Here is a 20,974-nt window from a genome sequence, read left to right as displayed (position 1 = left end):
CGCGTTCCTCCCTAGCGGCCCGCCGGCTGGCCCGCCGGTGGTTGCCCGAAGACATTCTGGTCGATCCAGTCCGCCCCGCCCTGCACCGCCTGGTCGATTTGGTCGCCGACCTGGTCGCTGCCGGGAACGGAGAGCCCGCTGGTCAACGCGACGGTCCCCCAGGTGACGCCGTGCACGACCGAGTTCGGCACGTTCCACGGCAGGTGGGTCGCCCAGTCCCGGGCGACCACCCGGGCACCGTCGGCGACCCCGTGCGCCCGCAGCGCGGCGGCCCGCTCAAGGGTGCCCATGTCGAACGGGGAACCCGACTTGCCCAGCTTGTAGGTGCCCTTCGTCGGGTCGAAGATCTTGTGGAACCACTTGTCGGCCTTGCCGGCGGCGTGCCGCTTGTCGGCGTACTTCCGGCCGGTGAGCAGCTTGTCCTGCATCTTGACCAGCTTGTCCAGGTGCGCCTGCAGCTTGCGCAGATACAGTATGACCCGCTGCAGCAGGCGGATGACCTTCTGAAGGTGTGTCGCCAGTGGCCGCATGACCTTCAGAGCCCGGGAGAACACGATCAGGCCCCTGGTCACGGCCACGCCCACGCCGGCCGCCCAGGACGCGCCCATGGTGACCGGGGCCATCAGCAACGCCGTCACCAGCGTCACCAGGAGGAAGTTCACGAACTCCACGCAGAGGTCCACGAGCACGTCGTGCACGGTCTGCAGGCCGTCGGCGACGCTGCGCAGGTACTCCGCGGTCGCGGCGAACTGCTCGGCGACGTCGAGGAGCTGCTGCTCCACCTCGGCCAACCGCTGGCCGTACGCCACACCGGACGGTGAGCGCCAACCGGCCTGCGCGGACTCCCGGGCCCCGCGGTGCCCCTGCGCCAGGTCGCGGACCTGCGCGGCCAGCGCGTCCCACTCGGCGGCCTTCGCGCGCAGCACGGCGGGCTCGCCGTCGACCAGCTCGACGAGCTGGATCAGCGGCCAGGCCAGGGTGCGGCAGACACTGTCGACGGCGTCCTGCACCCCGGAGAGCGCGCTGTCCAGGCCGTTCCACAGTTGGACGGCGCTGCCGGCCGGGCCGCTCATCCGGGCAGCCCCGACTGGATGGCCTTGAACCCGGCGTCGAGGTCCCGTTCGTTGTGCTCGTACGCCTCGACAGTGTCGCCCAGCGCCGTGGCGACCCGGCCGAACGCGGCGCTCGCGGCGGCGAACAACTCCTTGCCGCCGGAAACCTGCTCGGCGTACTTGTCGCGGAGCATGTCGCTGGCGAACGGCAGGTGGCCGAAGGCGCCCGACGGCACGTCGCCAGCCGAGACGATCTGCCCCTGCAACGCGGCCAGCGAGCTGGCTACCTGCTTGGCGGCTGTCTCCAGTCGACGGACCGCCTGCACGTCGACATCGATATCCGGTGGCATGCCGTTCCTCCCCCATGAGTCGAGCGCACCGACGATACGATCTCCCGGCCACCGGGCACCACCCGGTCGCACGATCCACGGGGAGGAATCTCATGACGGACCCGACGTCCGCGTTCGACGCGCTCGCCGTGCGGATCGCCGACATCGAACGCCGGTTCGCGGGTCTCCGCGACGACCTGGCCGAGCTGTCCGGCACCGCTGTCGACGAGAGCGGCCTGGTCTCGGCGACCGTCGACGCCACCGGCGCGCTGACCGGCCTCACCCTCGCGCCCGCCGCCCTGCGCGCCGGCACGGAGGGGGTGGCCGAGTTGGTGCTCGACGCGTACCGGCGGGCTCGTGAGGTCGCCTCCGGGCACGTCGACGAGCACACCGAGGGGTTGGACGTCGCGCTCGGCGCGGGGCTCGGCGACCTGTTCGGCACGCCGGGGGACTTCTCGGCGCTGGGCCGACTGGAGGAGACAGTGGCCCGGCTCGGGCGGCTGGACGACCGCCTGCCGGGCGCTCCGGCGTGACGTCGCCGTCGCCGACCTGGCCGGAGATCGCCGCTCGGCTGCGGGACACCGTCGCCCGTTGCGACCGGGACACCGACCTGGAGCTCTCCGCCGGTTCGCGCGGAATCCGACTGCTGGTGCGCCGCCAGGTGGTGCGGGTGATCTGCCCCGGCCACGACGAGGCACGCCTGGCCGCGCTCGGCTGGCACCGCCCGACCGGCGAGCAGGGCTGGTGGTACGAGGCAGCGCGCACTCCGGAGCAGGTGGAGCGGCTCAGTGTGTTCGTGACCCGTACCGCCGCCGAGGTGTTGACCGACGAACCCGGCACGCTCTCCTGCCGGCCGGTGCCGCCGGCCGCCGGCTCCGGCCCGACAGCGCCGCCAAACGCGCGTCGTGCCGCAGCCGAGCCGCCAGCCGCCGGCCCTGGCTCAGGCCCAGCGCAGCCGCCAGCCGCCGGCCGTGTCCCGGCAGTCCCGCCGGTCGCCCCCGGATCGGCGGCGGTGCCGGTCGCCCGGCCGGCAACGGTCGGGGTGGCCCAGGTCGGGGCGGCTCCGGCCGGGGTGACACCCGCCGAGGCGGCGGAGCCGGCGGTGGTGGGGCGGCTCGCCGCCGCCGTCGACCGACGTGACCTGCCCGGCTACCTCGCAGCGCTGGCCGGTGCCACCGTGTGCGTCCCCCTCGCCGGGGAACCGACGCCGGACGCCGGCTTCCCGTGGACGGTGGTCGGCGACGCGACCGGCGCGCCGCTGCTGCCGGTCTTCACCTCGCCGGGGGCGCTCGCCGCGTTCGCCGGGGACGGGGTGCCGTTCGTGGCGCTGCCCTGCGCCGAGCTGTTCGAGGACTGGCCGGACCCGTCCTGGGGGCTGGCGGTCGACCCGGGCAGCCCTCGGGCGCTCGCCCTGGCCGCCCCGGCCCTCGCCGCCCTCCTGACGGCAAACGTCCCCACAGCCTGACACCCCCGCCCAGCCGCGACGACGCCCTCTCCCGCGATCTTGCGATTGCTGTCGCGACATACGGAGCGTTCCACTCATCTCGGCGACAGGAACTGCAAGATCGACGCGACGGGGACGCGGGGCGGCACGGAGGGGCGGGGCGGGACGAACCGCCCGCTGTGGCGTCGTTGGTCACTCCGGAGGGGGTGGCGAACGGCCGCTGGGCTGGGCAGCATGGAGGGCATGGACTACGAGTACGCGCCACTGCGGCTGCCGCCGAACGTCGACCGGTTGACCGCCGCGGCGCAGTTGGCGATCCAGGCGGAGTTCTCCGGATGGGAGTTGGCCCGGGTGCGGCTGTACCGGGACGGCACGCGGCAGGTGGTGCTGCGTCGTCGGCGGGTCAACCAGCCGCAGCCGGGTCTGTCGTACTGACGACCGGGCGGTGCCGCCCGAGGCCGGAGTCGGCCCCGGGCGACACCCGGCCTAGTGCTGGTGCCCGGCGTGGTCGTGGTCGTCGTCGAGCTCCAGGAACGGGTGCTCGTCGAGCCGGCCGACCAGCCGGTCGTCGACAGCCGGCTGGAACGGGCCAACCGCGTCGTCGTCGTCGAACGACTCCAGATCGACAGGAGTGCCCACCTCGCTGACCATGACCACCCCGTCGAGCGGCTCCAACTCGGGGACGTCCAACGCGCCGAGCGAGCCGTCACCACTCTGCAGCAGCTCCAGCACCGCCTCGCCGACGCCCTCCACCGGGGCCGGCTCGTCGTCCTCCGGGGTGCCCTCGCGGCGGGCCGCCTCGGCAACCCGCAGCAGCGCGGCGATGCTCGGCACCCGGTAGTCACGACGCTGACGCACCGAGATCACCCGGGGGTGCGGGTCGCTGGCCTCGGCACCCTCGCCGCCGCCGAAACGCTCGTCGGCCTCGTCCGGGTCGATCGAGTCGACATCCCACGGCGTCACCTCGCCGAAGGCGTCGAGCAGTCGCTCGTCGTACGCGAAGGAGGCGTTGTTCAACGCCACATACGCCTGCCAGACGTCGTCGTCGTCGACGCGGCCCTGCGCGGCGCGTACGGCGGCCAGGTGGTGGCGGGCCGCTTCGATCACCCGCTCGAGAGCGGCGTCCAGCTCACCATGCTGGTCGGTCATGTGGGGCAGTCCCTTCACGATGGGGAGGTTGCGCGCCGACGGCCACCGCCGGACACGACTAGCAGGTGCGGAGGAACCGGTCGAGAACCCGCACGCCGAACTGTAGTCCGTCCACCGGAACGCGCTCGTCGATGCCGTGGAACAACGCCGAGAAGTTCAGGTCGGCGGGCAGCCGCAGCGGGGCGAAGCCGAAGCAGCGGATGCCGAGCTGCGAGAACGCCTTGGCGTCGGTGCCCCCGGAGAGCATGTACGGAACGGGCCGCGCCCCCGGGTCCTCCGCGCGCAGGGCCGCCGACATGGCCTCGACCAGGTCACCGTCGAAGGTGGTCTCCAGTGCCGGTTGCCGCTGGACGTACTCGATCGCGATGTCCGGGCCGACCAGCTCGCGCAGCTGCCGCTCCAGCAGCTCGGACTGGCCGGGCAGGCTGCGGCAGTCGATGGTGGCGGTGGCCCGGCCGGGGATGACGTTGTCCTTGTAGCCGGCGCTCAACCGGGTCGGGTTGGCGGTGTTGCGGATGGTCGCGCCGATGATGTTGGCGATGGGGCCGAGCTTCGCGATGGCCGTCTCCGGGTCGTCCGGGTCCAACTCGATGCCGAGCAGGTCGGAGACCTCGGTCAGGAAGGCCCGCACGGTGTCGGTGACCACCACCGGGAAGCGGTGCCGGCCGATCCGGGCGACCGCCTCGGCGAGCGCGGTGACGGCGTTGTCGTCGTGCATCATCGAGCCGTGCCCGGGGCGACCCTTGGCGTGCAGCCGCAGCCAGTCGATGCCCTTCTCGGCGGTCTCGATGAGGTAGAGCCGCTGACTGTCGTTGACCGAGTAGGAGAAGCCACCGACCTCGCCGATCGCCTCGGTGCAGCCGTCGAAGAGGCCCCGGTGGTTGTCCACCAGGAACCGCGCGCCGTAGTCGCTGCCCGCCTCCTCGTCGGCGGTGTACGCGAGCACGATGTCGCGTGGCGGCCGTACGCCGGTGCGCTGCCAGTGCCGCACCACGGCGAGCACCATCGCGTCGAAGTCCTTCATGTCGATGGCGCCCCGGCCCCAGAGGTACCCGTCGCGCAGCTCACCGGAGAACGGGCCCACCGACCACTCGTCGGCGTCGGCGGGCACCACGTCCAGGTGGCCGTGCACCAGCAGCGCGCCCCGGCTCGGGTCGGCGCCCGGGATGCGGGCCACCACGTTCGCCCGGCCGGGCGCGGACTCGTGCAGGACGGACTCCACGCCCACCTCGGCGAGCTTCTCCGCCACGTACTCGGCCGCGCGGCGCTCGCCGACGCTGGTGTCGTTGTCACCGGTGTTGGTGGTGTCGATGCGCAGCAGGTCGCGGCAGAGGTCCACGACCTCTGCGGTGGGGTCGGGCAGGGCGGAGGCGGCATCGCTCGTCATCGCCTCTTCATACCAGCCCGGGCCGCTCGACAGGCCGGCGCGGGTGGACGCATCGACGGGCCGGTTTCGCGTTGGCCGCGTTCGGGTACCGCCGCCCACGACCGAACGTCCCTGCCGGAGCTTCCGCCCGCCAGTCGAGGAGGGCACCATGTCCGCTGTTCCCCTGCCGCCGCTGCCGCCCGCGCCCGCACCCGAGGAGGGCTACCGACCCGCCGGTCGCAGCATCGCCGACATCGTCGACCGGGAGCACCGGCAACTGCTGGCGCTGCTGGACCAACTCTCCGGCCCGGACACCACGCCGCAGGAGGGGTTGGCGGTGCTCACCGCCGCGCTGTCGCGGCACCTGTCCGCCGAGGAGCAGTACCTGCTGCCGGCGGTCCGCGCGGCGCTGCCGACGGCCGCCGAGCGGGTGGACGCGGAGATCAACGCCGACGCGGCCCTGCTGAGCGCCCTGAAAGGGCTGACGGACGAGGCGCTGACCGAGGTCGCCGAGCGGGTCCGCCGGCATGTCGACGGGGTCGGCGCGCTGGTCACCGAGCTGCGCGCTGTCGCGACCGAGGAGGAGCTGATCCGGCTCGGCAACCGGTTGGAGATCGCCGAGGAGGCCGCGCCGACCCGACCGCACCCGGGCACGCCGGCTACCCCTCCGTGGAACCGGATCGTGGAGCCGGCGGTCGGGGTGGTGGACAAGGTCCTCGACGCGGTGACCCGGCGGCCGACGTACCTGGCGGACCTGCCGGAGCCACCGCGCGACCGGTGACCGGCGGCCGCCGGCAATGCATTCATTATCACCGATCCGCTCGGGCTATTCCGCCAGCAGACACGTGGTCCTACCGTCACCCTATGAACCTGGAGCTGCGTCACCTGCGGGTGGTCTGCGCGATCGCGGAGACGGGAAGTGTGACGAAGGCGGCCTCGGCGCTCGGCCTGGCCCAGCCGGCGCTCACCGCCCAGCTCCAACGCATCGAACGGACGCTGGGCGGCCCGCTGTTCGACAGGGACCGGCGCGGGGCCCGACCCACAGCGCTCGGTGAGCTGGTGCTGGCCCGCGCCCGGGTGCTGCTGCCGGCGATGAAGGGGTTGCAGGACGAGGCCGCCCGGCTGGCCGGGGCCGGCGACACCCCGCCGTGCTACCGGTTCGGCGGAGTGAACAGCCCGATCCTGGGTCGGTTGGTGCACCGGTTGGCGGCCGAGCAGCCGCCCGCCCAGATCACCACGTACGCGTCCTGGTCGGTGGACGAGTTGGCGCAGTTGGTGGCGGGCGGTCGGCTGGACTTCGTGCTGGCCGGTGTGTGCGGTGACGCCAGCCCGTCGGCCGGGTTCGGGTTGAGCTGGCAGGAGGTGGCCGTCGACCCGGTGCTGGTGCTGCTGCCGGAGACCCACCCCCTCGCGGCGCAGGACGAGGTCCGCCTGGCCGACCTGCGCCACGAGCAGTGGGTCGCGGCGCCGGGTGACGGCTGCTTCGCCGACTGCTTCGCCGCCGCCTGCGCCCGCGCCGGCTTCACCCCCCGCAAGGTGTACGAGACCGACATCCGCGGCTGCGTCGACCTGGTGGAAGCCGGCGTGGCGGTGGCCCTGTGCCAGGCGACGTTCCGCCCGGTGAGTGGTCTGGTCACCCGTCAACTCGCCGGGACGCCGCTGCGCTGGCGGCTGCTGCTCGGCTGGCATCCGGACTCCCCCGCCGCCCAGGGCTCGGAACTGGTGCTGGCAACGGCCAAGGCGGCGTACGTCGACTCGTTGGCGCCGCACCCGGCGTACCTGGCCTGGCTGCCCCACAACCCGGGGTTCGGCGTCCGGCACCCCAGCGGGGTACGACCGGGCTGATCGGCCGGTATTCCCGGCCGCTGGCGGTGCGAACCGCCGTGGGCCGGGTATCTGGCGGACATGACCGACCTCTACCCGCCCGCCGACGACCGCGAACTGCTGCGCCAGGCGGCTGCCGCGCACACCGCCGCCACCCGTGCGGTGGAGGCGTTCCTGCGCCGCCTGCCGACGGTGCCCGACCCGGCCGACGTGACCGAGTACGCGAACCTGCTCACCCGGGAGGACCAGACCCGCGGCGACCGGGACGCCGCCGCCGACGCGGCGGGTCTGACCATCGGCAGCCTGGAGCCCGACCAGGGCCAGTAGCGCGCCGCGACGGTGCCGTCCCGGGTTCGGGGCGGCACCATCGCGGGTGAACCTCGCTCAGAGTTCGACGAGCGGGTCGTGACCCAGGTCCAGCAGGGAGTGCCGCCAGCTGTCGTCGGCGTTGCCGCGCGACGGCTTGGCGTCCATCAACTCGCGGATCCGCTCGACCGCCTCCCGCATCACCTCGATGTCCTCCGGGGTGAGGTCCACCTTGCGCTTGTTGAGCACCTTGAGGATCTCCCGGCCGGGCTGGGGCAGGTCGAGGTTCGGGTTCGGGCTGAACGACTCCTCCCCCGAACCCCGGGTCAGCAGCCAGGTCCGCAGCTGCTCCGACGGGACGTTGACCTCGGCGTGGAAGTCCTCCCAGAGCACTTCCACCTCGGGGTCGAGCCGCGCTTCGCGTACCATCAGGTCTCCTCTCCGGGCGGCGGCCCGGACGTCTCCGGGTCGTCCTGGTCGGTCTTGGGATGCAGTCCCTCCGCGGGCACCCGCGTGCGGCGGGGGTTCGCGGTGGGCGGCGCCAGGATCGGGTCGGGATGGTCGTCCTCGTCCCGGGGTTTCGCGGACTCCGCGGGCTGGTGCGGGTCCTCGTGTTCGTCCCTTCGCGCCGGCCCGCTCATCGCGGGTGTGTGGTCGTGGCGGCGGTGTACCCCCGCTCGCCCGCTGTCACGTCGAAGCTGAGCGCGCCGTCGCGGACGTCCACAGTGACCTTCTGCCCCGGTGAGATCGCCGACTCCAGCAGCATCCGGGACAGGTGGTTGTCCACCTCGCGCTGGATCACCCGGCGCAGCGGGCGGGCACCGAACTCCGGCTGGTAGCCGTGTTCGGCGAGCCAGTCGATGCCGGCGGTGGTGAACTCCACCTGCAGGTCCTGGGCGTGCATCCGGCGGCGGGTCTCCTCCAGCAGCAGCGCGGTGATGTCGCGCAGCTGCTCGGCCTCCAGCCGGCGGAAGATGATGACCTCGTCGATGCGGTTGAGGAACTCCGGGCGGAAGTTCTCCTGCAGGCGACGCATGAGCCGCTCCCGCAGCTCGTTGCTCTCCTGCTCGCTGCCCACGTCCCCGCTGCCGAAGCCGACCGAGCGCTGGGCGCCGGTGATCAGCTCGGAGCCGAGGTTGCTTGTCATGATCAGGACGGTGTTCTTGAAGTTCACAGTGCGACCCTGGCTGTCGGTGAGCCGCCCGTCGTCGAGCACCTGGAGCAGGATGTTGAACACGTCCGGGTGAGCCTTCTCGATCTCGTCGAGCAGCACCACCGCGTACGGGCGGCGACGCACCGCCTCGGTGAGCTGACCGGCCTCCTCGTACCCGACGTATCCGGGCGGCGCGCCGACCAGCCGACTGACTGTGTGCCGCTCCTGGAACTCGCTCATGTCCACCCGGACCATCCGGTCCGCCTCGCCGAACAACGCCTCGGCCAGGGCCCGCGCCAACTCGGTCTTGCCGACACCGGTCGGGCCGAGGAACAGGAAGCTGCCCATCGGCCGCTCCGGGTCGGCAAGCCCGGCCCGGGAACGGCGCACCGCCTCGGCGACGGCGGTGACCGCGTCGTCCTGACCGACCACCTTCTGGTGCAGGTGACCCTCCAGGCGCAGCAGCCGGTCGCGTTCCTCCTCGGTGAGCTGGCTGACCGGGATGCCGGTGGCCCGGGAGACCACCTCGGCGATCTCCTTGGGGCCCACCTCGGGCACCTGGGAGTTGGACGAGCCGTCCTCGCCGTTCGCGCGACGGATGTTCTCCTCCAACTCGGCGATCCGGTCACGCAGCGCGGAGGCCCGCTCGTACTGCTCGTCGGTGACGGCCTGTTCCTTGTCCCGGCGCACGTCGTCGAGTTCCTGCTCCAGCTCGCGCACGTCGGACGCGGGGGTGCGGGTGCGCAACCGCACCCGGGCGCCGGCCTGGTCGATGAGGTCGATGGCCTTGTCCGGCAGGAACCGGTCGGTGACGTACCGGTCGGACAGCTCGGCGGCCGAGACCAGCGCCTCGTCGGTGAAGCGCACCTGGTGGTGGGCCTCGTACCGGTCGCGCAGCCCGCGCAGGATGGCGATGGTGTCGTCGACGCTGGGCTCGGGCACCAGCACCGGCTGGAAGCGCCGGGCCAGGGCGGCATCCTTCTCGATGCTCTTGCGGTACTCGTCCAGCGTCGTCGCCCCGATCACCCGCAGCTCGCCGCGAGCGAGGGCGGGTTTGAGCATGTTGGACGCGTCCATCCCGCCCTCGCTGCCGGCACCACCGGCCCCGACCAGGGTGTGGATCTCGTCCATGAAGATGATCAACTCGTCCCGGTGCGCCCGGATCTCGTCGATCACCTTCTTCAGCCGTTCCTCGAAGTCGCCCCGGTAGCGGGTGCCGGCGACCAGGCCGGCCAGGTCGAGCTGGACGACCCGCTTGCCGAGCAGGGTCTGCGGTACGTCGCCGTCGCAGATCCGTTCGGCCAGCCCCTCGACGATGGCGGTCTTGCCGACGCCGGCCTCGCCGATCAACACCGGGTTGTTCTTGGTCCGCCGGGACAGGATCTCCACCGCCTGCTCGATCTCGTCGGCCCGCCCGATCACCGGGTCGATCTGGTCGTTGCGGGCCAGGTCGGTGAGGTCCTGCCCGTACTGGTCCAGGGTGGGGGTGCCGCGGTCCGGCTTCGGCCCGGTCATCGGCCCGCGCTCGGCGTTGGCGGCCTGCAACGACTCCGGTTGGATCCGGCCGGCGGCCAGCATCCGCCCGGCCGGCGACTCCGGGTTGAGCGGCAGCGCCATCAGGATGTGCTCGGGGCCGATGTAGTTGGCGCCCATCGCCCGGGACAGCTGATGGGCGTCGAGCAGCGCCCGCTTGGCGGCGGGGGTCAACGACAGGTTGGGCGGCACCTCCCCGCGCGGCGCGCCGTCGCCCTTCCCGCCGAGGGCGTTGAGCAGGGTGTCCGGGTCAGCCCCGGCCCGGCGTACCAGGTCACGCAGCGGTTCGCGTTGCAGCGCCGCCCAGAGCAGGTGGTCGGTGTCCAGGTCGCTGCTCTGCCGTTGCGCGGCCCGGCGGGCCGCGTCGGCGAGCATCTCCCGGGCGTCGGCCGTCATCAGTCGGGTGATGTCGACCCGGTGCGGCGGTCGGCGCCCTCCCTCGCCCCGGCCGAAGTACCTGGCCAGGAATTCGTCCCACGGGTCGGAGCCGATGTCACCGGGTCCCATCATGTCTGTCCTCCGCAGTAGGGCTCGGCACGGTCGGCAAGGGCTACCCGGCGCGCGCCCCGACAAACGCCGCAGGTGGCGGAGGACCGGCATTCCGGGAGTGGCGTCGGCTCAGGGCCGGGCGATGGTGGCAGGCTGACGGGATGGATGAGACCCCGCTGCTGATCGTGGATGGCGCCAACGTGGTGGGCTCGCGCCCGAACGGGTGGTGGCGTGACCGTGCCGGGGCCGCGGCCCGGCTGCGTGACTCGCTCGCCCCGGTGGCCACAATCGGGTTGCCGGCCCGGCTGACCGCCCCGGTGGAGGTGGTCCTGGTGGTCGAGGGGGCCGCGCGGGACGTGCCGGGCACCGAGGGTGTCCGGGTGGTCTCCGCCGCCGGCTCCGGCGACGACACGGTGGTCGAGCTGGTGGAGGGCGCGCCGCGGCGTCGACGGCTGGTGGTCACCGCCGACCGGGAGTTGCGCGGGCGGGTGACGGCGCTGGGCGCCGAGGTGTACGGCCCGCGCTGGCTCCGCGAGAACCCGACCAGCAACTGAGAAATTCTCGCACTGGGACTCCCACAGATCGGACTCCCGGCACTTCCGAGGGCCTTCCGGACAGGCGGGCAGGAACACCGACAGGGCGGATGTTCTTTCGGAACCGCCGATAGGCTCTAATGGAGATCTCCCCGCCCCCAGGAGGTTCCGCCGTGGCGAGCGTCGCCGAGCTGAAGGCTGCCATCGATGTCGCCCTCCAACAGATCGGAGACGGGCAGACAGCCGTGCAGGCGGCCGGCGAAAAGCTCTCCGAGGCACAGCAGACCCTGGCCGGGGCGCTGGAGGGCAGCGGGCACGAGACGGTGGAGGCGGCCCAGGCGTCGCTGACACAGGCCAGCCAGGAGCTGGAGGAGTGTCTCGCCGCGACACTTGTCGCGGTGGAGCAGGCGCAGCTCTACGTCTCCACCCTGTAGGCCGCCATGTCCATCATCGAGGATGTCGGCGGGCAGGTCCGTGCCGCCACCGAGGAGTTCCCGCTGGCGCTGCTCGGGCAGGCGCTGGAGAAGTTCGGCCTGGCCGCGGAGCGGCTGCGCTGGGTACGACAGGAGTCGGCCAACCCGATGGGGGTGCCCGAGCTCTCCGCCGCCACCGAACACGCCGAGAGCGCCGGCTACGCGCTGCGGGTGGCCCAGGAACAGCTGTCGGCCTACCTGACGGCGATCGGGCTCGGCGCGGACGGCGCCCCGGCGCCCCGCCCTGAGCAACGCGCTCCCCGACACGACACGCCACCGGCGTCCGGGCCCGCGGCGGTCGCGCCGGAGCCGGCCGAGCAGGTGCGGATGCGCCGCTGGTGGTCGGTGCGGGTGGCCGAGCTGACCGGCGGCCGCGAGGGCGCCGACGACGAACCCGACGAGCGGGTGGACGACTCCCAGGAGTTGCTGCGCCGAGTGGTGGGTGGTGTCCGCTCCGGCGACCGGGACCGGCTCCGCAAGGAGCTGCGCCGGGCCCCGGCCGACGTGGGGCTGGGCATGGCGGCGCTGGCGCCGCCGCTGCTGCGCGAGCTGGCCGGCGATTTGCTCGGGCACCCGCCGCGCGCCACCGACCTCGGACGGCTACGCGGCGAGTTGGACGCACGCGTCCGCGACCTGCTGCCCGGGTTGCCGCCGCCGGTGCTGGAGACGCTGCTGACCCGGGTGTGCCGGATGCCGCCACCGCGCGCCTCCGGGGAGCCACCGCACGCCGCCGACTCGGCGGTGACCGCCGGGGTGGCGACCGGGTTGCTGCTCGCCCGCCTCGGCCGGGACCTGCCAGCCGGCGGCGCGAGAGAATCGGCGGGCGCGAGAGAACCGGCGGAGGCGGGGCAGCCGGCGCGGGCCGGGCAGTCGACTGGCGCGCAACAACCGGGCGGGCTCGGGCGACCGGGCGCGGTCCCCCGAGCCAGCGGTGCGGTCTCCCGCCCGAGCGGTGCGGCACAGCGGCCGGGCAGCGCCGACGCGCAGCGCTCCGGTGGCCTGCCGCCGCGCGCGGACGGGCCGCCGCCGCGCCCCGGTGGGCTGCCACCGCGCTCGGGCAGCCCCTGGCGGGACGCCCCGACGCGTCGAGGCTCCGATGGCTGACCGGCGCGGTCAGCTGGCCAGCCGGGTCCGGGACACCCTCGCCGAGGCGTTGGGCGCCACCCGTACCCGGCTGTCCGCCGCCCAGGAGGACCTGACCGCCGGGCGGGAACGACTGGCCCGGGTCCAGCGGGCGGCGGCCGCCGTACCGGCGCGGGTGGGCGCCCAACGGGACCGGCGCATCGCCGAGATCGACGCCCGCTACTCCACAAGGATCGCCGAACTGGCCCGGCGGGCCGCCGACGCGGCACGGCAGGAGGCACCAGGCTGCGCCGGGGCCGACTGGGCCGGGTGGGCGCCGACACCCGCCCGTCGAGCTGAGCCGCCCGGTGCGCTGCGGGTCGGCACGGTCCGGATCGACGGCGTCGACCCGGTGCCCGCGCTGGTGCCGTTGCTCGACGCCGGGCACGTCCACCTCTCCGGGGACGACCGCGCCGGCTGCGACGCGGTGGTCTCCTCGTTGCTGCTGCGGGCCGTCGGCCGCGCCAACCCCGGGGCGGTACGACTGATCGGGTACGACCCGGATCAACTCGGCGGCGGACTGGCCGGGTTCGCGCCGTTGGGCACGGCGGGGCTGCTCACCTTCGTCGGCCCGGGCGGGCTGGGTCCGCTGCTGGACGACCTGGTCGAGCAGGTCCGCCGGATCAACGAGACTGTCCTCGCCGGCGAGTACGCGTCGCTACGCGAACTGGCGGCGGCGACCGGCCGACGACCAGAGCCGTGGCGGGTGGCGGTGCTGCTCGGCGGAGAGGAGCTGAACCGGCACGAGCGCGGGCAACTGGACCGGGTGGTGCGGGCCGGCGCGGCCTGCGGCGTACACCTGGTGGTGCACGGTGTGCCGTTGCCGGAGGACCCGACGGTGACCCGGGTGGTGGCCGGCGTGTCCGGCGCGCGGATCGGCGGTTCAGCCGGGTTGCCGGTCCGGCTGGACCCACCGCCACCGGCGGCGCTGGTCACCGAGACCTGCCGGGACGTCGCCGCCCAGGTGAACGCGGGCCCGCCGCCGACCCCCTTCACCGACCTGCTGCCGCCGTCCGAGCTGATGTGGCGGGAGGACTCCGCCGACGGGCTGACCGCCCCGATCGGTGAGGGCCCACAGGGCCGGCCGGTACGGCTGACGCTTGGCGACTACCCACCGCATGCGCTGATCGGCGGGCCCTCCGGCACCGGCAAGACCAACCTGATCTTCGCGTGGATCGGCGCCCTCGCCGCCCGCTACTCCCCCGCCGAGCTGGAGTTCTACCTGCTGGACTTCAAGGAGGGGGTCTCCTTCGCGCGGTTCGCGCAGGGCCGACGCGACCCGAGTTGGCTGCCGCACATGCGGCTGGTCGGCATCAACGTCAACACCGACCGGGAGTTCGGGCTGGCGCTGCTGCGCTTCCTCACCGAGGAGTTGCGCCGACGCGCCGACGCGGCCAAGAAGCACGAGGTGACCAAACTGGCCGAGCTGCGGGCGGTCGACCCGACCGGGCACTGGCCACGCATCGTCGCCGTGGTGGACGAGTTCCAGATGTTGCTGGCCGGCCGGGACGTGGTCGCCCGGGAGGCGGCCGACCTGCTGGAGGACCTGGCCCGACGCGGCCGGTCCCAGGGCATCCACCTGGTCCTGGCCTCGCAGGACGTGCGGGGCATCGAGGCGCTGTGGGGTCGCCCCGCGCTGGTCGCCCAGTTCACCCTGCGCATCGCGTTGCCCAAGGCGCTGCGCATCCTCGCCGAGCGCAACGACGCGGCGCAGTCGCTGCCGCGCTGGCACGCGGTGGTCAACGCCGAGTCGGGCATGGTGGAGGGCAACGAGGTGGCCCGCATCCCGTCGGCCAGCGACTGGGAGACCTGGAGCGGGTTGCAGCACCGGCTGTGGCGGATGCGCGCCCCCGACGCGGCGCCGGCCCGGCTCTTCGACGGCGACGCGATCCCCCGGCTGGCGGACGCCCCGGACTTCCGGGCGCTCGCCGCACCGCCGGACGGGACCGCGCCGCGCAACCCGGTGGCAGTGCTCGGCGAGATCATCGACGTGCAGTCCCGCTCGGCGTCGCTGCGGCTGCCGCGTGCCCCGGGCCGCAACCTCGCGGTGCTCGGCACCCGGGTCGACGAGGCGTGCGCGGTGCTCGACGCGGCGGCCCGGTCGCTGGCCCGTCAGCACCCGCCGGGCACCGCCCGGTTCTCCATCGCCTGCCTCGACCCGGACGCCGACCCGATCGCCCGCGCCCTCTACGACGACCTGGCCGACGACGCCGCCTGGTACGACGAGGAGACCGTGGGCGAGCTGATGGCCGAGACGGCCGACGGGCTCAGCGGCCCGGGAAGCCCGCACTACCTGCTGCTGTTCGCTGTCGACGCGGCAGCGGGTGCGCTGGCCGCCCGCGCGGGTCGGCGTACCGGCCTGGAGCAGCTGCGCCGGATCATGCACGACGGGCCGGAACGGCGCACACACGTGCTGGCCTGGTGGCGGGGTGTGGCCCGGATGCGCGCCGATCTCGGGGGGCCGGCCGCCCGTACCGACCAGATCGGCGCCTGGGTCGCCCTGGACGCGCACGGCGGCGAGCTGGGCTCGTCGCTCTATCCGGGCACCGGCGGCCCGGACTGGTATCCCCGCCCCTGGCGGGGGCTCTTCTTCGACCGGGCGGTGCACCGCACCGGTCAGGTGATCATCCCGTATGGACCGACACGATGAACGAACCGGTGACCAGCGAGACGTACGCGGCCCAACTGCGCCGGCTGGCCGACCTCAGCGCGCGGGTGCGCGAGCAGCGCGCCGAGGCGCACACCTGGCACGAGCGGCAGTGCGTTGCCGCCGAGCGGGCCGTCGCCGAGGCGGCCGAGCAGCTCCAGAGCGCCGAGGAGGAGCTGGTCGCCGCCCGTGAGCAGCAGGAACGGGTCGACGCCGAGGTGGCCCACCTGTGGCAGCAGGTCCGCTCCCGCCTCGGTGCCCGCCGCCTCGGCGGCCCGCCCGCCCCGGCGAATGGCGTCGGGGCCACCGACCCGGTGCCGCTGCTCGCCAAGGCTCGTGACCTGCTGGAGCGGGCCGGCCAGCCGGGCGAGCTGCCGGGCTCGGTCAACCCGCTGCTGGCGCTCTGCGGGGTCGGCGGCGCGGTGCTCGCGTACGCGCTGGGAATCGGGGCGCGGGCGTTGGGCGTCGGGTATGGCGGTGACCTGGCGGTCGGACTGCCGGTGCTGGCGCTGGTGGTGACCCTGCTCGGGCCGCTGGTCGGGCTGGCGCCGGCGCGGGTGCTGGCCGACCGTCGGCACGCGGTGCTCGGGCCCCGGCCGATCACCGTGGTGATCGTCGCCGGTCTGCTGACCACCGTGCTGCTCCTGACGCTCGGCCGTTGAGCGATGAGTCCACTGGGGTTGTCGAGAAATCGACCGCGAGCGCGGGTGTTTTCTTCGCTACGGTACGTCGGGTGGTCAGCTTCTTCCTGAGTTACCGCTCCGGCGGCGGCGACAACATCGTCGCGCAGGTGCTCGACGATGCGCTGACCGCCCGGTTCGGCAGTGGCAGCGTGGTGCGCGACGACGAGAGCGTGTTCATGTCGCCCGCCGAGCTGTGGCGTCGGCTGTCCGCCTCAGCGGCACTTGTCATCGTGGTCGACCCGGCCGCACCCGGAAAGTCGGTAGGCTCGCCGCAGGTCCTGCCGGGTCTCAACCACCGGATGATCGCCACCGCCCTCACCACGCCGGTCCCGGTCGTCGTGGTGCTGGTGGACGGCGCGGAACTGCCACCTGAGACGCGCCTTCCCGAGGCGCTTCGCGCCCTTGCCAGGCAACACTGTCGGCGGGTCCGCACGAGCAGCCTCTGGTCGGACATCCGGCACCTGGTGGACGGCCTCGCGGCGGATCTCGGGCCGGAGACCGCGGCAGCCGGACGCCCGGTCCCCCTGGTCCTCGGCGTGGAGCCGATGCGGTGGCCCTTGTCGCCGCGCACCCGCGGGCCGTCGGTGACGACCGTCTACGCGACCCGCCACGGTGGCCTGGAAGTCGCCGCCGGTCCCGGACCGATGGTGGGGCAGGACCCCGGGCTCATGGCCCGATACGAGACGCGCTACGAGGTGGACGTCAGCGACCACTCGGTCGTGGTCGACCTTCAACTGCCCGCCAGGGGCGGCACGGACCACTTCATCGCGTCCTTCACCGTCGACTTCCAGGTGACCGACCCGGCGCAGGTCGTCCGAAGCGGGATCACGGACGCCTTGGTCCTGATCCGCCGGTTTCTGCTCGACAGTTTCCGGCACATCACCGCGGAGTACACCGTCGACGAGCTGGTCGAAGCCGAGGAGGCCGTCAATTCGTTGCTGGGCACCTCCATGTCCATGGTGGACGGCGTCACCCTTTGTCCGACAGACGCGGAGCTTTCCCACGACGGGTGGGTCAGTCACCCTATGGCGGTGCACTCGCAGGGCGACGTGCCACAGCGGGCAGCGCGGCTGGAGGAAGCGGAGTGGCGCCCTATCGTCCCCAGGGCGTCCCCCGAGTTTCACCCCGATGTGCTCGGGGGTCACAGCCCCACGGATTCCGCTCCCCCTGGTGTCGACCACGCCTCGCAGACCGGGGCGATACCGACGTTCACCGGACCGCCGACCTCGTCACTCCCGGACGTCACTTCGGCGGCGGAGCGGCTGTTGGTGGCGCGCGCACCCACCCAGGTCCCGGTGGGACGGGACCTGAGCGTCGAAGTCCGACTCGTCACCGAGGGACGGTCGGTTCATCCGGACGCCGTGGCGGCACGGATGCGCAGTTTCGTCGCCGCCGAGGCCGGCACACCGGTGACCGTGACCGTGCACGCACCCGCCGGCCTGTCCGCCGACGGTCCGCTCCAACAGACCGTGTTGGTCCTGCCCAACGACGATCCGGATCCGATCCGGTTCGGTTTCGGGGCGCGTACCGCTGGTCTGCATCGCGTCGACGTGTCCGCCTGGGCCGGCGGCACGTTCCTGGGCGAGGTGTCGGTGGAGGTTTCCGTCGCGGACGGTGGGCCGTTCCGCGACGGCCGGCCGACGGCGGCGCCGCTGGGCGCGCCGCGGGCGCGGCCGGGTGAGGTCACCATGGAGGTCCGGTTCGACGGCAGCCGGTACACCTTCCAGTTGCGGTCCGACGGGGCGCTGTTCGCGCCGGTCGTCGAGTCGGTCACGAACCCGCCGAACGCCGCCGTGGAGAACGCCATCCGGGAAATGCAGCAGTTGGCCGGCGGTGGTTCCCGCTACAGCGCGACGATGACCCGCGAGGTCATCCGGTCGGCGGGGATCCAGCTGTGGTCGGAGCTGGTGCCGGCCGATGTGCGGGACCAGTTCTGGCAGGTTGGCGGCGACATGAGCGCCTTCACGATCGCCACCGACCACGACGTGGTCCCGTGGGAGCTGCTCTATCCGCTCAGCGCCCAACGCGACGCCGGTTTCCTCGTCGAGCAGGTCCCCGTGGTCCGCCGCACCTACGGTCAACACCGGACCGCGACGGTCAACCTGCGCAACCCGCGCTTCGTGGTGCCGGCGAAGGCCCCCACCGGCGCGCACGAGGAGATCGCCGCCATCGGCGCGATCCTCGGCGTCACCGACAGCGAGCCGATCACCAGGGCCGACGACCTCCTCGCCCTGATCAATTCGGGGGCCCTGGGGGCGACCCACTTCGCCTGCCACAACACCTTCTCGGCGGACGGCTCGTTCATCGACATGGACGGTGGCCGGTTCCGGCCGACCCTGCTCGCCGAGGCCAGCATCCGGAAGCTGCTGGCTCAGACCGGCCCCCTCGTGTTCATCAACGCGTGCCGCAGCGCGGGCGTCGCCCCGACGTACACCAGGATGCTCGGCTGGGCGCAGCAGTTCATGTCGTCCGGTGCGGGCGCTTTCGTCGGCACGCTCTGGGCGGTGCGCTCGGACAGTTCGGCGCGCTTCGCGACCGCGTTCTACCGTTCCCTCGCCGACGGGGCCACGCTCGGCGCGGCGGCCCTCGCCGCCCGGGTCGAGCAGCAGGACGACCCGCTCGACCCGACCTGGCTGGCCTACACCGTGTACGGTGACCCGTTCGCCACCGCCGCCGTCTGAGCGGTCGGCAACCCCACTCGTACACAAGGATGGTGCGGCATGGACGTGACCGACCACAGCGTGCCTGTCGAGGAACTGGTGGCGGCGGTGAAGGACGCGGTGACGCAGGCCGGCATCTCGGCGACCGACGAGGGCCGGGACCTGCGGGTCAGCTCGGTTCAGCTGATCCTGAGCGCGGTGGCCACCACCAGGGCCGGCGGTGGTGTGGACTTCCGGGTGCCGGTGATCGGCTGGAAGGTCAAGGTGGCCGGCAGTCGATCCCACCAGCGAACCCACACCATCGACATCACGCTCGTCGCCGAGGATCTTGAGGATCGGCACGAGCTGCGGCACAGCGCGGTCGCGGCGACACTGGTGGACGCGATCACCACGATCCGCGCGGTGGTCGCCGCCGGCAGCGGCGGGGACGACCCGCTGGTGCTGAAGGCCGGCACTGTGGAACTCGTCTTCGGCGTCACCGAGCAGGGCACGATCTCGGTCGGCGCGGAGGGCGAGCTGACCGACGAGGTCACCAACACGCTCAGGATCGAGCTGGTGGCGGCCACCGTCGAATAGGTCAGGCCGGGACCAGGACAGCCTCGCGCAGCAGCCGGCGGGTCAGGGTGATCCGGTCGGTGTCGTCGGGCAACCCGGGCAGGTCACCAACCCGGGCGACCGCGCCGCTGAGCAGGACCCGGGCCGCCGGCTCGCACTCGGTGGGCAGGGTGATGGTGCGGTCGAAGAGCCGCAGCGCCACAGTGTCCGAGTCGTGCGCCACCAACTGCCAGCGCAAGCCGGACCGCAGGGTCACCCGGGAGTCGGCGTCCAGGGTGGCCAGCGCGTCGGCCTGGGCGAGCGGTCGGATCGGCGCCGGGCGGGCGGCCGGCCAGGCCCGCTGCCGCAGTCGCGCGGCGACAGCGACCGGGTCCGCGCGCAGCAGCCAGTCCCGCAACGCCTCCACGGTCTCGGTCAGCTCCGGCTCGATGGCGTCCGGGTCGGCGACGTCGGTGCCGAACGGCAGGCTGGCCCGCAGTCGCTGGTCCTCGGCGGCCAGCGACAACAATTCCTCGACCAGGGCGTAGCGGGTGAGCGCGCGGATGCCCACTGTCAGGTGCAGCGAGCTGCTGTCCTGCGCCTGCGCGCTGTGCAGCCACCCCCGCGGCAGGTAGAGGGCGTCACCGGGGGCGAGCACCACGTCCAGCGCGGCCGGGCCCTGCGCGGTGGCACCGACCTCGTCGGCGCGCCCACCCCACTGCTGCTTCTCCAGCGGGTCCGGTAGCACCGGCGGGTGGATCCGCCAGTGCTTGCGGCCGTCGACCTGAAGCACGAAAACGTCGTGGGTGTCGTAGTGGGTGGCGAAGCCCTGGCTGCCGGCCGGGGTCAGGTAGGCGTTGATCTGCAGCGGCTGGTTGAGCGCGAGGCCCAGGTCGCGGGCGAAGTCGACGAGTGGCGGCCAGATCCGGTGCAGCCCCTGCAACACCAGTGTGGCCCCGGACGCGTACTGCTCCAGGACCCGCTCGTCGAGCACCTGGTCGCCGATCTCGGCGCCCGCGCCGCCGCCGCCGGTCCAGCGCGACGCCGCGACCAACTGGCCGTCCTTGGCGACGCGCAGGAACGGGGTACGCAGACCACGCCGGCTCAGTAACTCGTCGGCGTCGGCGGGGCTGAGAAGGTCGGTGAAGCCGGCCGGGTCGGGCAGTTCGGCGGCTCGGGACAGCAGCGGGGTGTGCCCCCAGTGCGCGGCGGCGAACTTGGCCGGTTCGACCGAGACGCAGCGGGCCAGCGCGGCGGTGGCCTCGGCGGACGGAACCGCCGGGCGGCCGTGGTGGCCGCCCGGCGGGTCGAGGTAGGTCATGGCGAGCCGCTATCGGGCGCTGCCGTCAGCGCCACCGTCCTGCTGACCCGGGGTGGCACCACCGTCAGCGGGACCCTCCGCGCCACCGTCGGCGCCACCGTCGTGCTGACCCGGGGTGGCACCACCGTCAGCGGGACCCTCCGCGCCGCCATCGGCGCCACCGTCGTGCTGACCCGGGGTGGCACCACCGTCAGCGGGACCCTCCGCGCCACCGTCGGCGCCACCGTCGTGCTGACCGGGGGTCGCACCGCCGTCAGCGGGACCCTCCGCGCCGCCGCCGCCGGTGGTCTGCATGTCGTCATCGTTGAGTGCCATCGGTACTCCCTCGGGTGTGCCGCCCCGCCGTACGCCGGGGT

The 20,974-nt window shown here is 73.3% G+C and carries 22 protein-coding genes; 13 read left to right on the top strand and 9 right to left on the bottom strand.

Annotated features, from left to right (window positions below):
* Positions 1–11: 11 nt before the first annotated feature.
* Both AB0B94_RS11405 and AB0B94_RS11400 read right to left on the bottom strand, forming a co-directional pair.
* Entirely contained in the window at positions 12–1,073 is a 1,062-nt protein-coding gene (locus tag AB0B94_RS11405) for a WXG100 family type VII secretion target (RefSeq protein ID WP_357271893.1), read from the bottom strand.
* Positions 1,070–1,402 (bottom strand): hypothetical protein, encoded by a 333-nt coding sequence (locus tag AB0B94_RS11400; protein WP_357271887.1) that lies wholly within the window; start codon positions 1,400–1,402, stop codon positions 1,070–1,072. The genes AB0B94_RS11405 and AB0B94_RS11400 overlap by 4 nt, the downstream gene beginning before the upstream one ends.
* 92 nt (positions 1,403–1,494) lie before the next feature.
* On the opposite strand from AB0B94_RS11400, the gene AB0B94_RS11395 reads away from it, so the two are divergent.
* The 3 genes from AB0B94_RS11395 to AB0B94_RS11385 all read left to right on the top strand — a co-directional run bounded on the left by AB0B94_RS11395 (position 1,495) and on the right by AB0B94_RS11385 (position 3,260).
* Positions 1,495–1,914, top strand: coding sequence for a YbaB/EbfC family nucleoid-associated protein (locus AB0B94_RS11395; protein WP_357271879.1), 420 nt, complete (start codon positions 1,495–1,497; stop codon positions 1,912–1,914).
* On the top strand, positions 1,911–2,846 hold the full coding sequence (locus AB0B94_RS11390) for an SseB family protein (RefSeq protein ID WP_357271862.1): 936 nt from the start codon (positions 1,911–1,913) through the stop codon (positions 2,844–2,846). The genes AB0B94_RS11395 and AB0B94_RS11390 overlap by 4 nt, the downstream gene beginning before the upstream one ends.
* Positions 2,847–3,068: 222 nt before the next feature.
* Positions 3,069–3,260: a DUF5703 family protein gene (locus tag AB0B94_RS11385; RefSeq protein WP_013734349.1), complete on the top strand. Its 192-nt coding sequence runs from the start codon at positions 3,069–3,071 to the stop codon at positions 3,258–3,260.
* A gap of 51 nt (positions 3,261–3,311) precedes the next feature.
* Here the strand turns inward: AB0B94_RS11385 and AB0B94_RS11380 are convergent, their stop codons facing one another.
* Both AB0B94_RS11380 and AB0B94_RS11375 read right to left on the bottom strand, forming a co-directional pair.
* Positions 3,312–3,974: a hypothetical protein gene (locus tag AB0B94_RS11380; protein ID WP_357271848.1), complete on the bottom strand. Its 663-nt coding sequence runs from the start codon at positions 3,972–3,974 to the stop codon at positions 3,312–3,314.
* Positions 3,975–4,032: 58 nt separating this feature from the next.
* Positions 4,033–5,361 carry a M20/M25/M40 family metallo-hydrolase gene (locus AB0B94_RS11375; RefSeq protein WP_355582011.1) on the bottom strand — a complete coding sequence of 443 codons (1,329 nt, stop codon included), beginning with the start codon at positions 5,359–5,361 and terminating at the stop codon, positions 4,033–4,035.
* A gap of 148 nt (positions 5,362–5,509) precedes the next feature.
* Between AB0B94_RS11375 and AB0B94_RS11370 the strand changes: the two genes are divergently transcribed.
* The 3 genes from AB0B94_RS11370 (at position 5,510) to AB0B94_RS11360 (ending at position 7,491) form a co-directional block, all read left to right on the top strand.
* Positions 5,510–6,121 (top strand): hemerythrin domain-containing protein, encoded by a 612-nt coding sequence (locus AB0B94_RS11370; RefSeq protein WP_357271833.1) that lies wholly within the window; start codon positions 5,510–5,512, stop codon positions 6,119–6,121.
* A gap of 83 nt (positions 6,122–6,204) precedes the next feature.
* Positions 6,205–7,185, top strand: a complete 981-nt coding sequence (locus tag AB0B94_RS11365; RefSeq protein WP_357271823.1) for a LysR family transcriptional regulator — start codon at positions 6,205–6,207, stop codon at positions 7,183–7,185.
* A gap of 60 nt (positions 7,186–7,245) precedes the next feature.
* Complete coding sequence (locus AB0B94_RS11360; RefSeq protein ID WP_124821707.1) at positions 7,246–7,491, top strand: hypothetical protein; 246 nt, start codon at positions 7,246–7,248, stop codon at positions 7,489–7,491.
* Positions 7,492–7,548: 57 nt separating this feature from the next.
* On the opposite strand, the gene AB0B94_RS11355 is transcribed toward AB0B94_RS11360, so the two are convergent.
* Genes AB0B94_RS11355 through AB0B94_RS11345 form a run of 3 tightly spaced genes read right to left on the bottom strand, consistent with a single transcriptional unit; the run spans position 7,549 to position 10,666 of the window.
* Complete coding sequence (locus tag AB0B94_RS11355; protein WP_238672160.1) at positions 7,549–7,899, bottom strand: DUF3140 domain-containing protein; 351 nt, start codon at positions 7,897–7,899, stop codon at positions 7,549–7,551.
* Positions 7,899–8,111: a hypothetical protein gene (locus AB0B94_RS11350; protein WP_112587428.1), complete on the bottom strand. Its 213-nt coding sequence runs from the start codon at positions 8,109–8,111 to the stop codon at positions 7,899–7,901. The genes AB0B94_RS11355 and AB0B94_RS11350 overlap by 1 nt, the downstream gene beginning before the upstream one ends.
* The gene (locus AB0B94_RS11345) at positions 8,108–10,666 is read right to left on the bottom strand and encodes an ATP-dependent Clp protease ATP-binding subunit (RefSeq protein ID WP_357271773.1); all 2,559 of its coding nucleotides are present in this window, start codon (positions 10,664–10,666) and stop codon (positions 8,108–8,110) included. Before AB0B94_RS11345 ends, AB0B94_RS11350 begins: the two co-directional genes overlap by 4 nt.
* Positions 10,667–10,806: 140 nt before the next feature.
* On the opposite strand from AB0B94_RS11345, the gene AB0B94_RS11340 reads away from it, so the two are divergent.
* The 7 genes from AB0B94_RS11340 (at position 10,807) to AB0B94_RS11310 (ending at position 19,339) form a co-directional block, all read left to right on the top strand.
* Complete coding sequence (locus tag AB0B94_RS11340) at positions 10,807–11,199, top strand: hypothetical protein (RefSeq protein ID WP_091408422.1); 393 nt, start codon at positions 10,807–10,809, stop codon at positions 11,197–11,199.
* Positions 11,200–11,351: 152 nt separating this feature from the next.
* Positions 11,352–11,612 (top strand): hypothetical protein, encoded by a 261-nt coding sequence (locus AB0B94_RS11335; protein WP_030332749.1) that lies wholly within the window; start codon positions 11,352–11,354, stop codon positions 11,610–11,612.
* Between the two features lie 6 nt (positions 11,613–11,618).
* Entirely contained in the window at positions 11,619–12,755 is a 1,137-nt protein-coding gene (locus AB0B94_RS11330; RefSeq protein WP_357271734.1) for a hypothetical protein, read from the top strand.
* Positions 12,748–15,423 carry an FtsK/SpoIIIE domain-containing protein gene (locus tag AB0B94_RS11325; RefSeq protein WP_357271715.1) on the top strand — a complete coding sequence of 892 codons (2,676 nt, stop codon included), beginning with the start codon at positions 12,748–12,750 and terminating at the stop codon, positions 15,421–15,423. Before AB0B94_RS11330 ends, AB0B94_RS11325 begins: the two co-directional genes overlap by 8 nt.
* Positions 15,420–16,082 (top strand): hypothetical protein, encoded by a 663-nt coding sequence (locus AB0B94_RS11320; RefSeq protein WP_357271695.1) that lies wholly within the window; start codon positions 15,420–15,422, stop codon positions 16,080–16,082. Before AB0B94_RS11325 ends, AB0B94_RS11320 begins: the two co-directional genes overlap by 4 nt.
* Positions 16,083–16,153: 71 nt before the next feature.
* On the top strand, positions 16,154–18,784 hold the full coding sequence (locus tag AB0B94_RS11315) for a CHAT domain-containing protein (RefSeq protein ID WP_357271684.1): 2,631 nt from the start codon (positions 16,154–16,156) through the stop codon (positions 18,782–18,784).
* Between the two features lie 39 nt (positions 18,785–18,823).
* Positions 18,824–19,339 (top strand): trypco2 family protein, encoded by a 516-nt coding sequence (locus tag AB0B94_RS11310; RefSeq protein ID WP_357271671.1) that lies wholly within the window; start codon positions 18,824–18,826, stop codon positions 19,337–19,339.
* Between the two features lies 1 nt (position 19,340).
* Here AB0B94_RS11310 and AB0B94_RS11305 read toward each other — a convergent pair whose 3' ends face one another.
* Together AB0B94_RS11305 and AB0B94_RS11300 are read right to left on the bottom strand one after the other, a co-directional pair.
* Positions 19,341–20,618, bottom strand: coding sequence for a cupin domain-containing protein (locus AB0B94_RS11305; RefSeq protein ID WP_357271654.1), 1,278 nt, complete (start codon positions 20,616–20,618; stop codon positions 19,341–19,343).
* Between the two features lie 9 nt (positions 20,619–20,627).
* Positions 20,628–20,933: a hypothetical protein gene (locus AB0B94_RS11300; protein ID WP_238672152.1), complete on the bottom strand. Its 306-nt coding sequence runs from the start codon at positions 20,931–20,933 to the stop codon at positions 20,628–20,630.
* Between the last annotated feature and the right edge of the window lie 41 nt (positions 20,934–20,974).

The sequence above is a fragment of the Micromonospora sp. NPDC048986 genome, from assembly GCF_040649335.1.
Lineage (GTDB): Bacteria > Actinomycetota > Actinomycetes > Mycobacteriales > Micromonosporaceae > Micromonospora > Micromonospora alfalfae.
Note: the sequence above shows the minus strand (reverse complement) of the source record. Positions and strands in the feature narration are given on the sequence as shown.

Bases quoted from the DNA above. Each gene is read 5' to 3' on its own strand.
- AB0B94_RS11310 (WP_357271671.1), top strand. From the start codon at position 18,824: ATGGACGTGACCGACCACAGCGTGCCTGTCGAGGAACTGGTGGCGGCG.
- AB0B94_RS11375 (WP_355582011.1), bottom strand. From the start codon at position 5,361: ATGACGAGCGATGCCGCCTCCGCCCTGCCCGACCCCACCGCAGAGGTC.
- AB0B94_RS11370 (WP_357271833.1), top strand. From the start codon at position 5,510: ATGTCCGCTGTTCCCCTGCCGCCGCTGCCGCCCGCGCCCGCACCCGAG.
- AB0B94_RS11325 (WP_357271715.1), top strand. From the start codon at position 12,748: ATGGCTGACCGGCGCGGTCAGCTGGCCAGCCGGGTCCGGGACACCCTC.
- AB0B94_RS11405 (WP_357271893.1), bottom strand. From the start codon at position 1,073: ATGAGCGGCCCGGCCGGCAGCGCCGTCCAACTGTGGAACGGCCTGGAC.
- AB0B94_RS11360 (WP_124821707.1), top strand. From the start codon at position 7,246: ATGACCGACCTCTACCCGCCCGCCGACGACCGCGAACTGCTGCGCCAG.
- AB0B94_RS11365 (WP_357271823.1), top strand. From the start codon at position 6,205: ATGAACCTGGAGCTGCGTCACCTGCGGGTGGTCTGCGCGATCGCGGAG.
- AB0B94_RS11385 (WP_013734349.1), top strand. From the start codon at position 3,069: ATGGACTACGAGTACGCGCCACTGCGGCTGCCGCCGAACGTCGACCGG.
- AB0B94_RS11400 (WP_357271887.1), bottom strand. From the start codon at position 1,402: ATGCCACCGGATATCGATGTCGACGTGCAGGCGGTCCGTCGACTGGAG.
- AB0B94_RS11355 (WP_238672160.1), bottom strand. From the start codon at position 7,899: ATGGTACGCGAAGCGCGGCTCGACCCCGAGGTGGAAGTGCTCTGGGAG.
- AB0B94_RS11345 (WP_357271773.1), bottom strand. From the start codon at position 10,666: ATGATGGGACCCGGTGACATCGGCTCCGACCCGTGGGACGAATTCCTG.
- AB0B94_RS11330 (WP_357271734.1), top strand. From the start codon at position 11,619: ATGTCCATCATCGAGGATGTCGGCGGGCAGGTCCGTGCCGCCACCGAG.
- AB0B94_RS11350 (WP_112587428.1), bottom strand. From the start codon at position 8,111: ATGAGCGGGCCGGCGCGAAGGGACGAACACGAGGACCCGCACCAGCCC.
- AB0B94_RS11380 (WP_357271848.1), bottom strand. From the start codon at position 3,974: ATGACCGACCAGCATGGTGAGCTGGACGCCGCTCTCGAGCGGGTGATC.
- AB0B94_RS11395 (WP_357271879.1), top strand. From the start codon at position 1,495: ATGACGGACCCGACGTCCGCGTTCGACGCGCTCGCCGTGCGGATCGCC.
- AB0B94_RS11320 (WP_357271695.1), top strand. From the start codon at position 15,420: ATGAACGAACCGGTGACCAGCGAGACGTACGCGGCCCAACTGCGCCGG.
- AB0B94_RS11340 (WP_091408422.1), top strand. From the start codon at position 10,807: ATGGATGAGACCCCGCTGCTGATCGTGGATGGCGCCAACGTGGTGGGC.
- AB0B94_RS11305 (WP_357271654.1), bottom strand. From the start codon at position 20,618: ATGACCTACCTCGACCCGCCGGGCGGCCACCACGGCCGCCCGGCGGTT.
- AB0B94_RS11300 (WP_238672152.1), bottom strand. From the start codon at position 20,933: ATGGCACTCAACGATGACGACATGCAGACCACCGGCGGCGGCGGCGCG.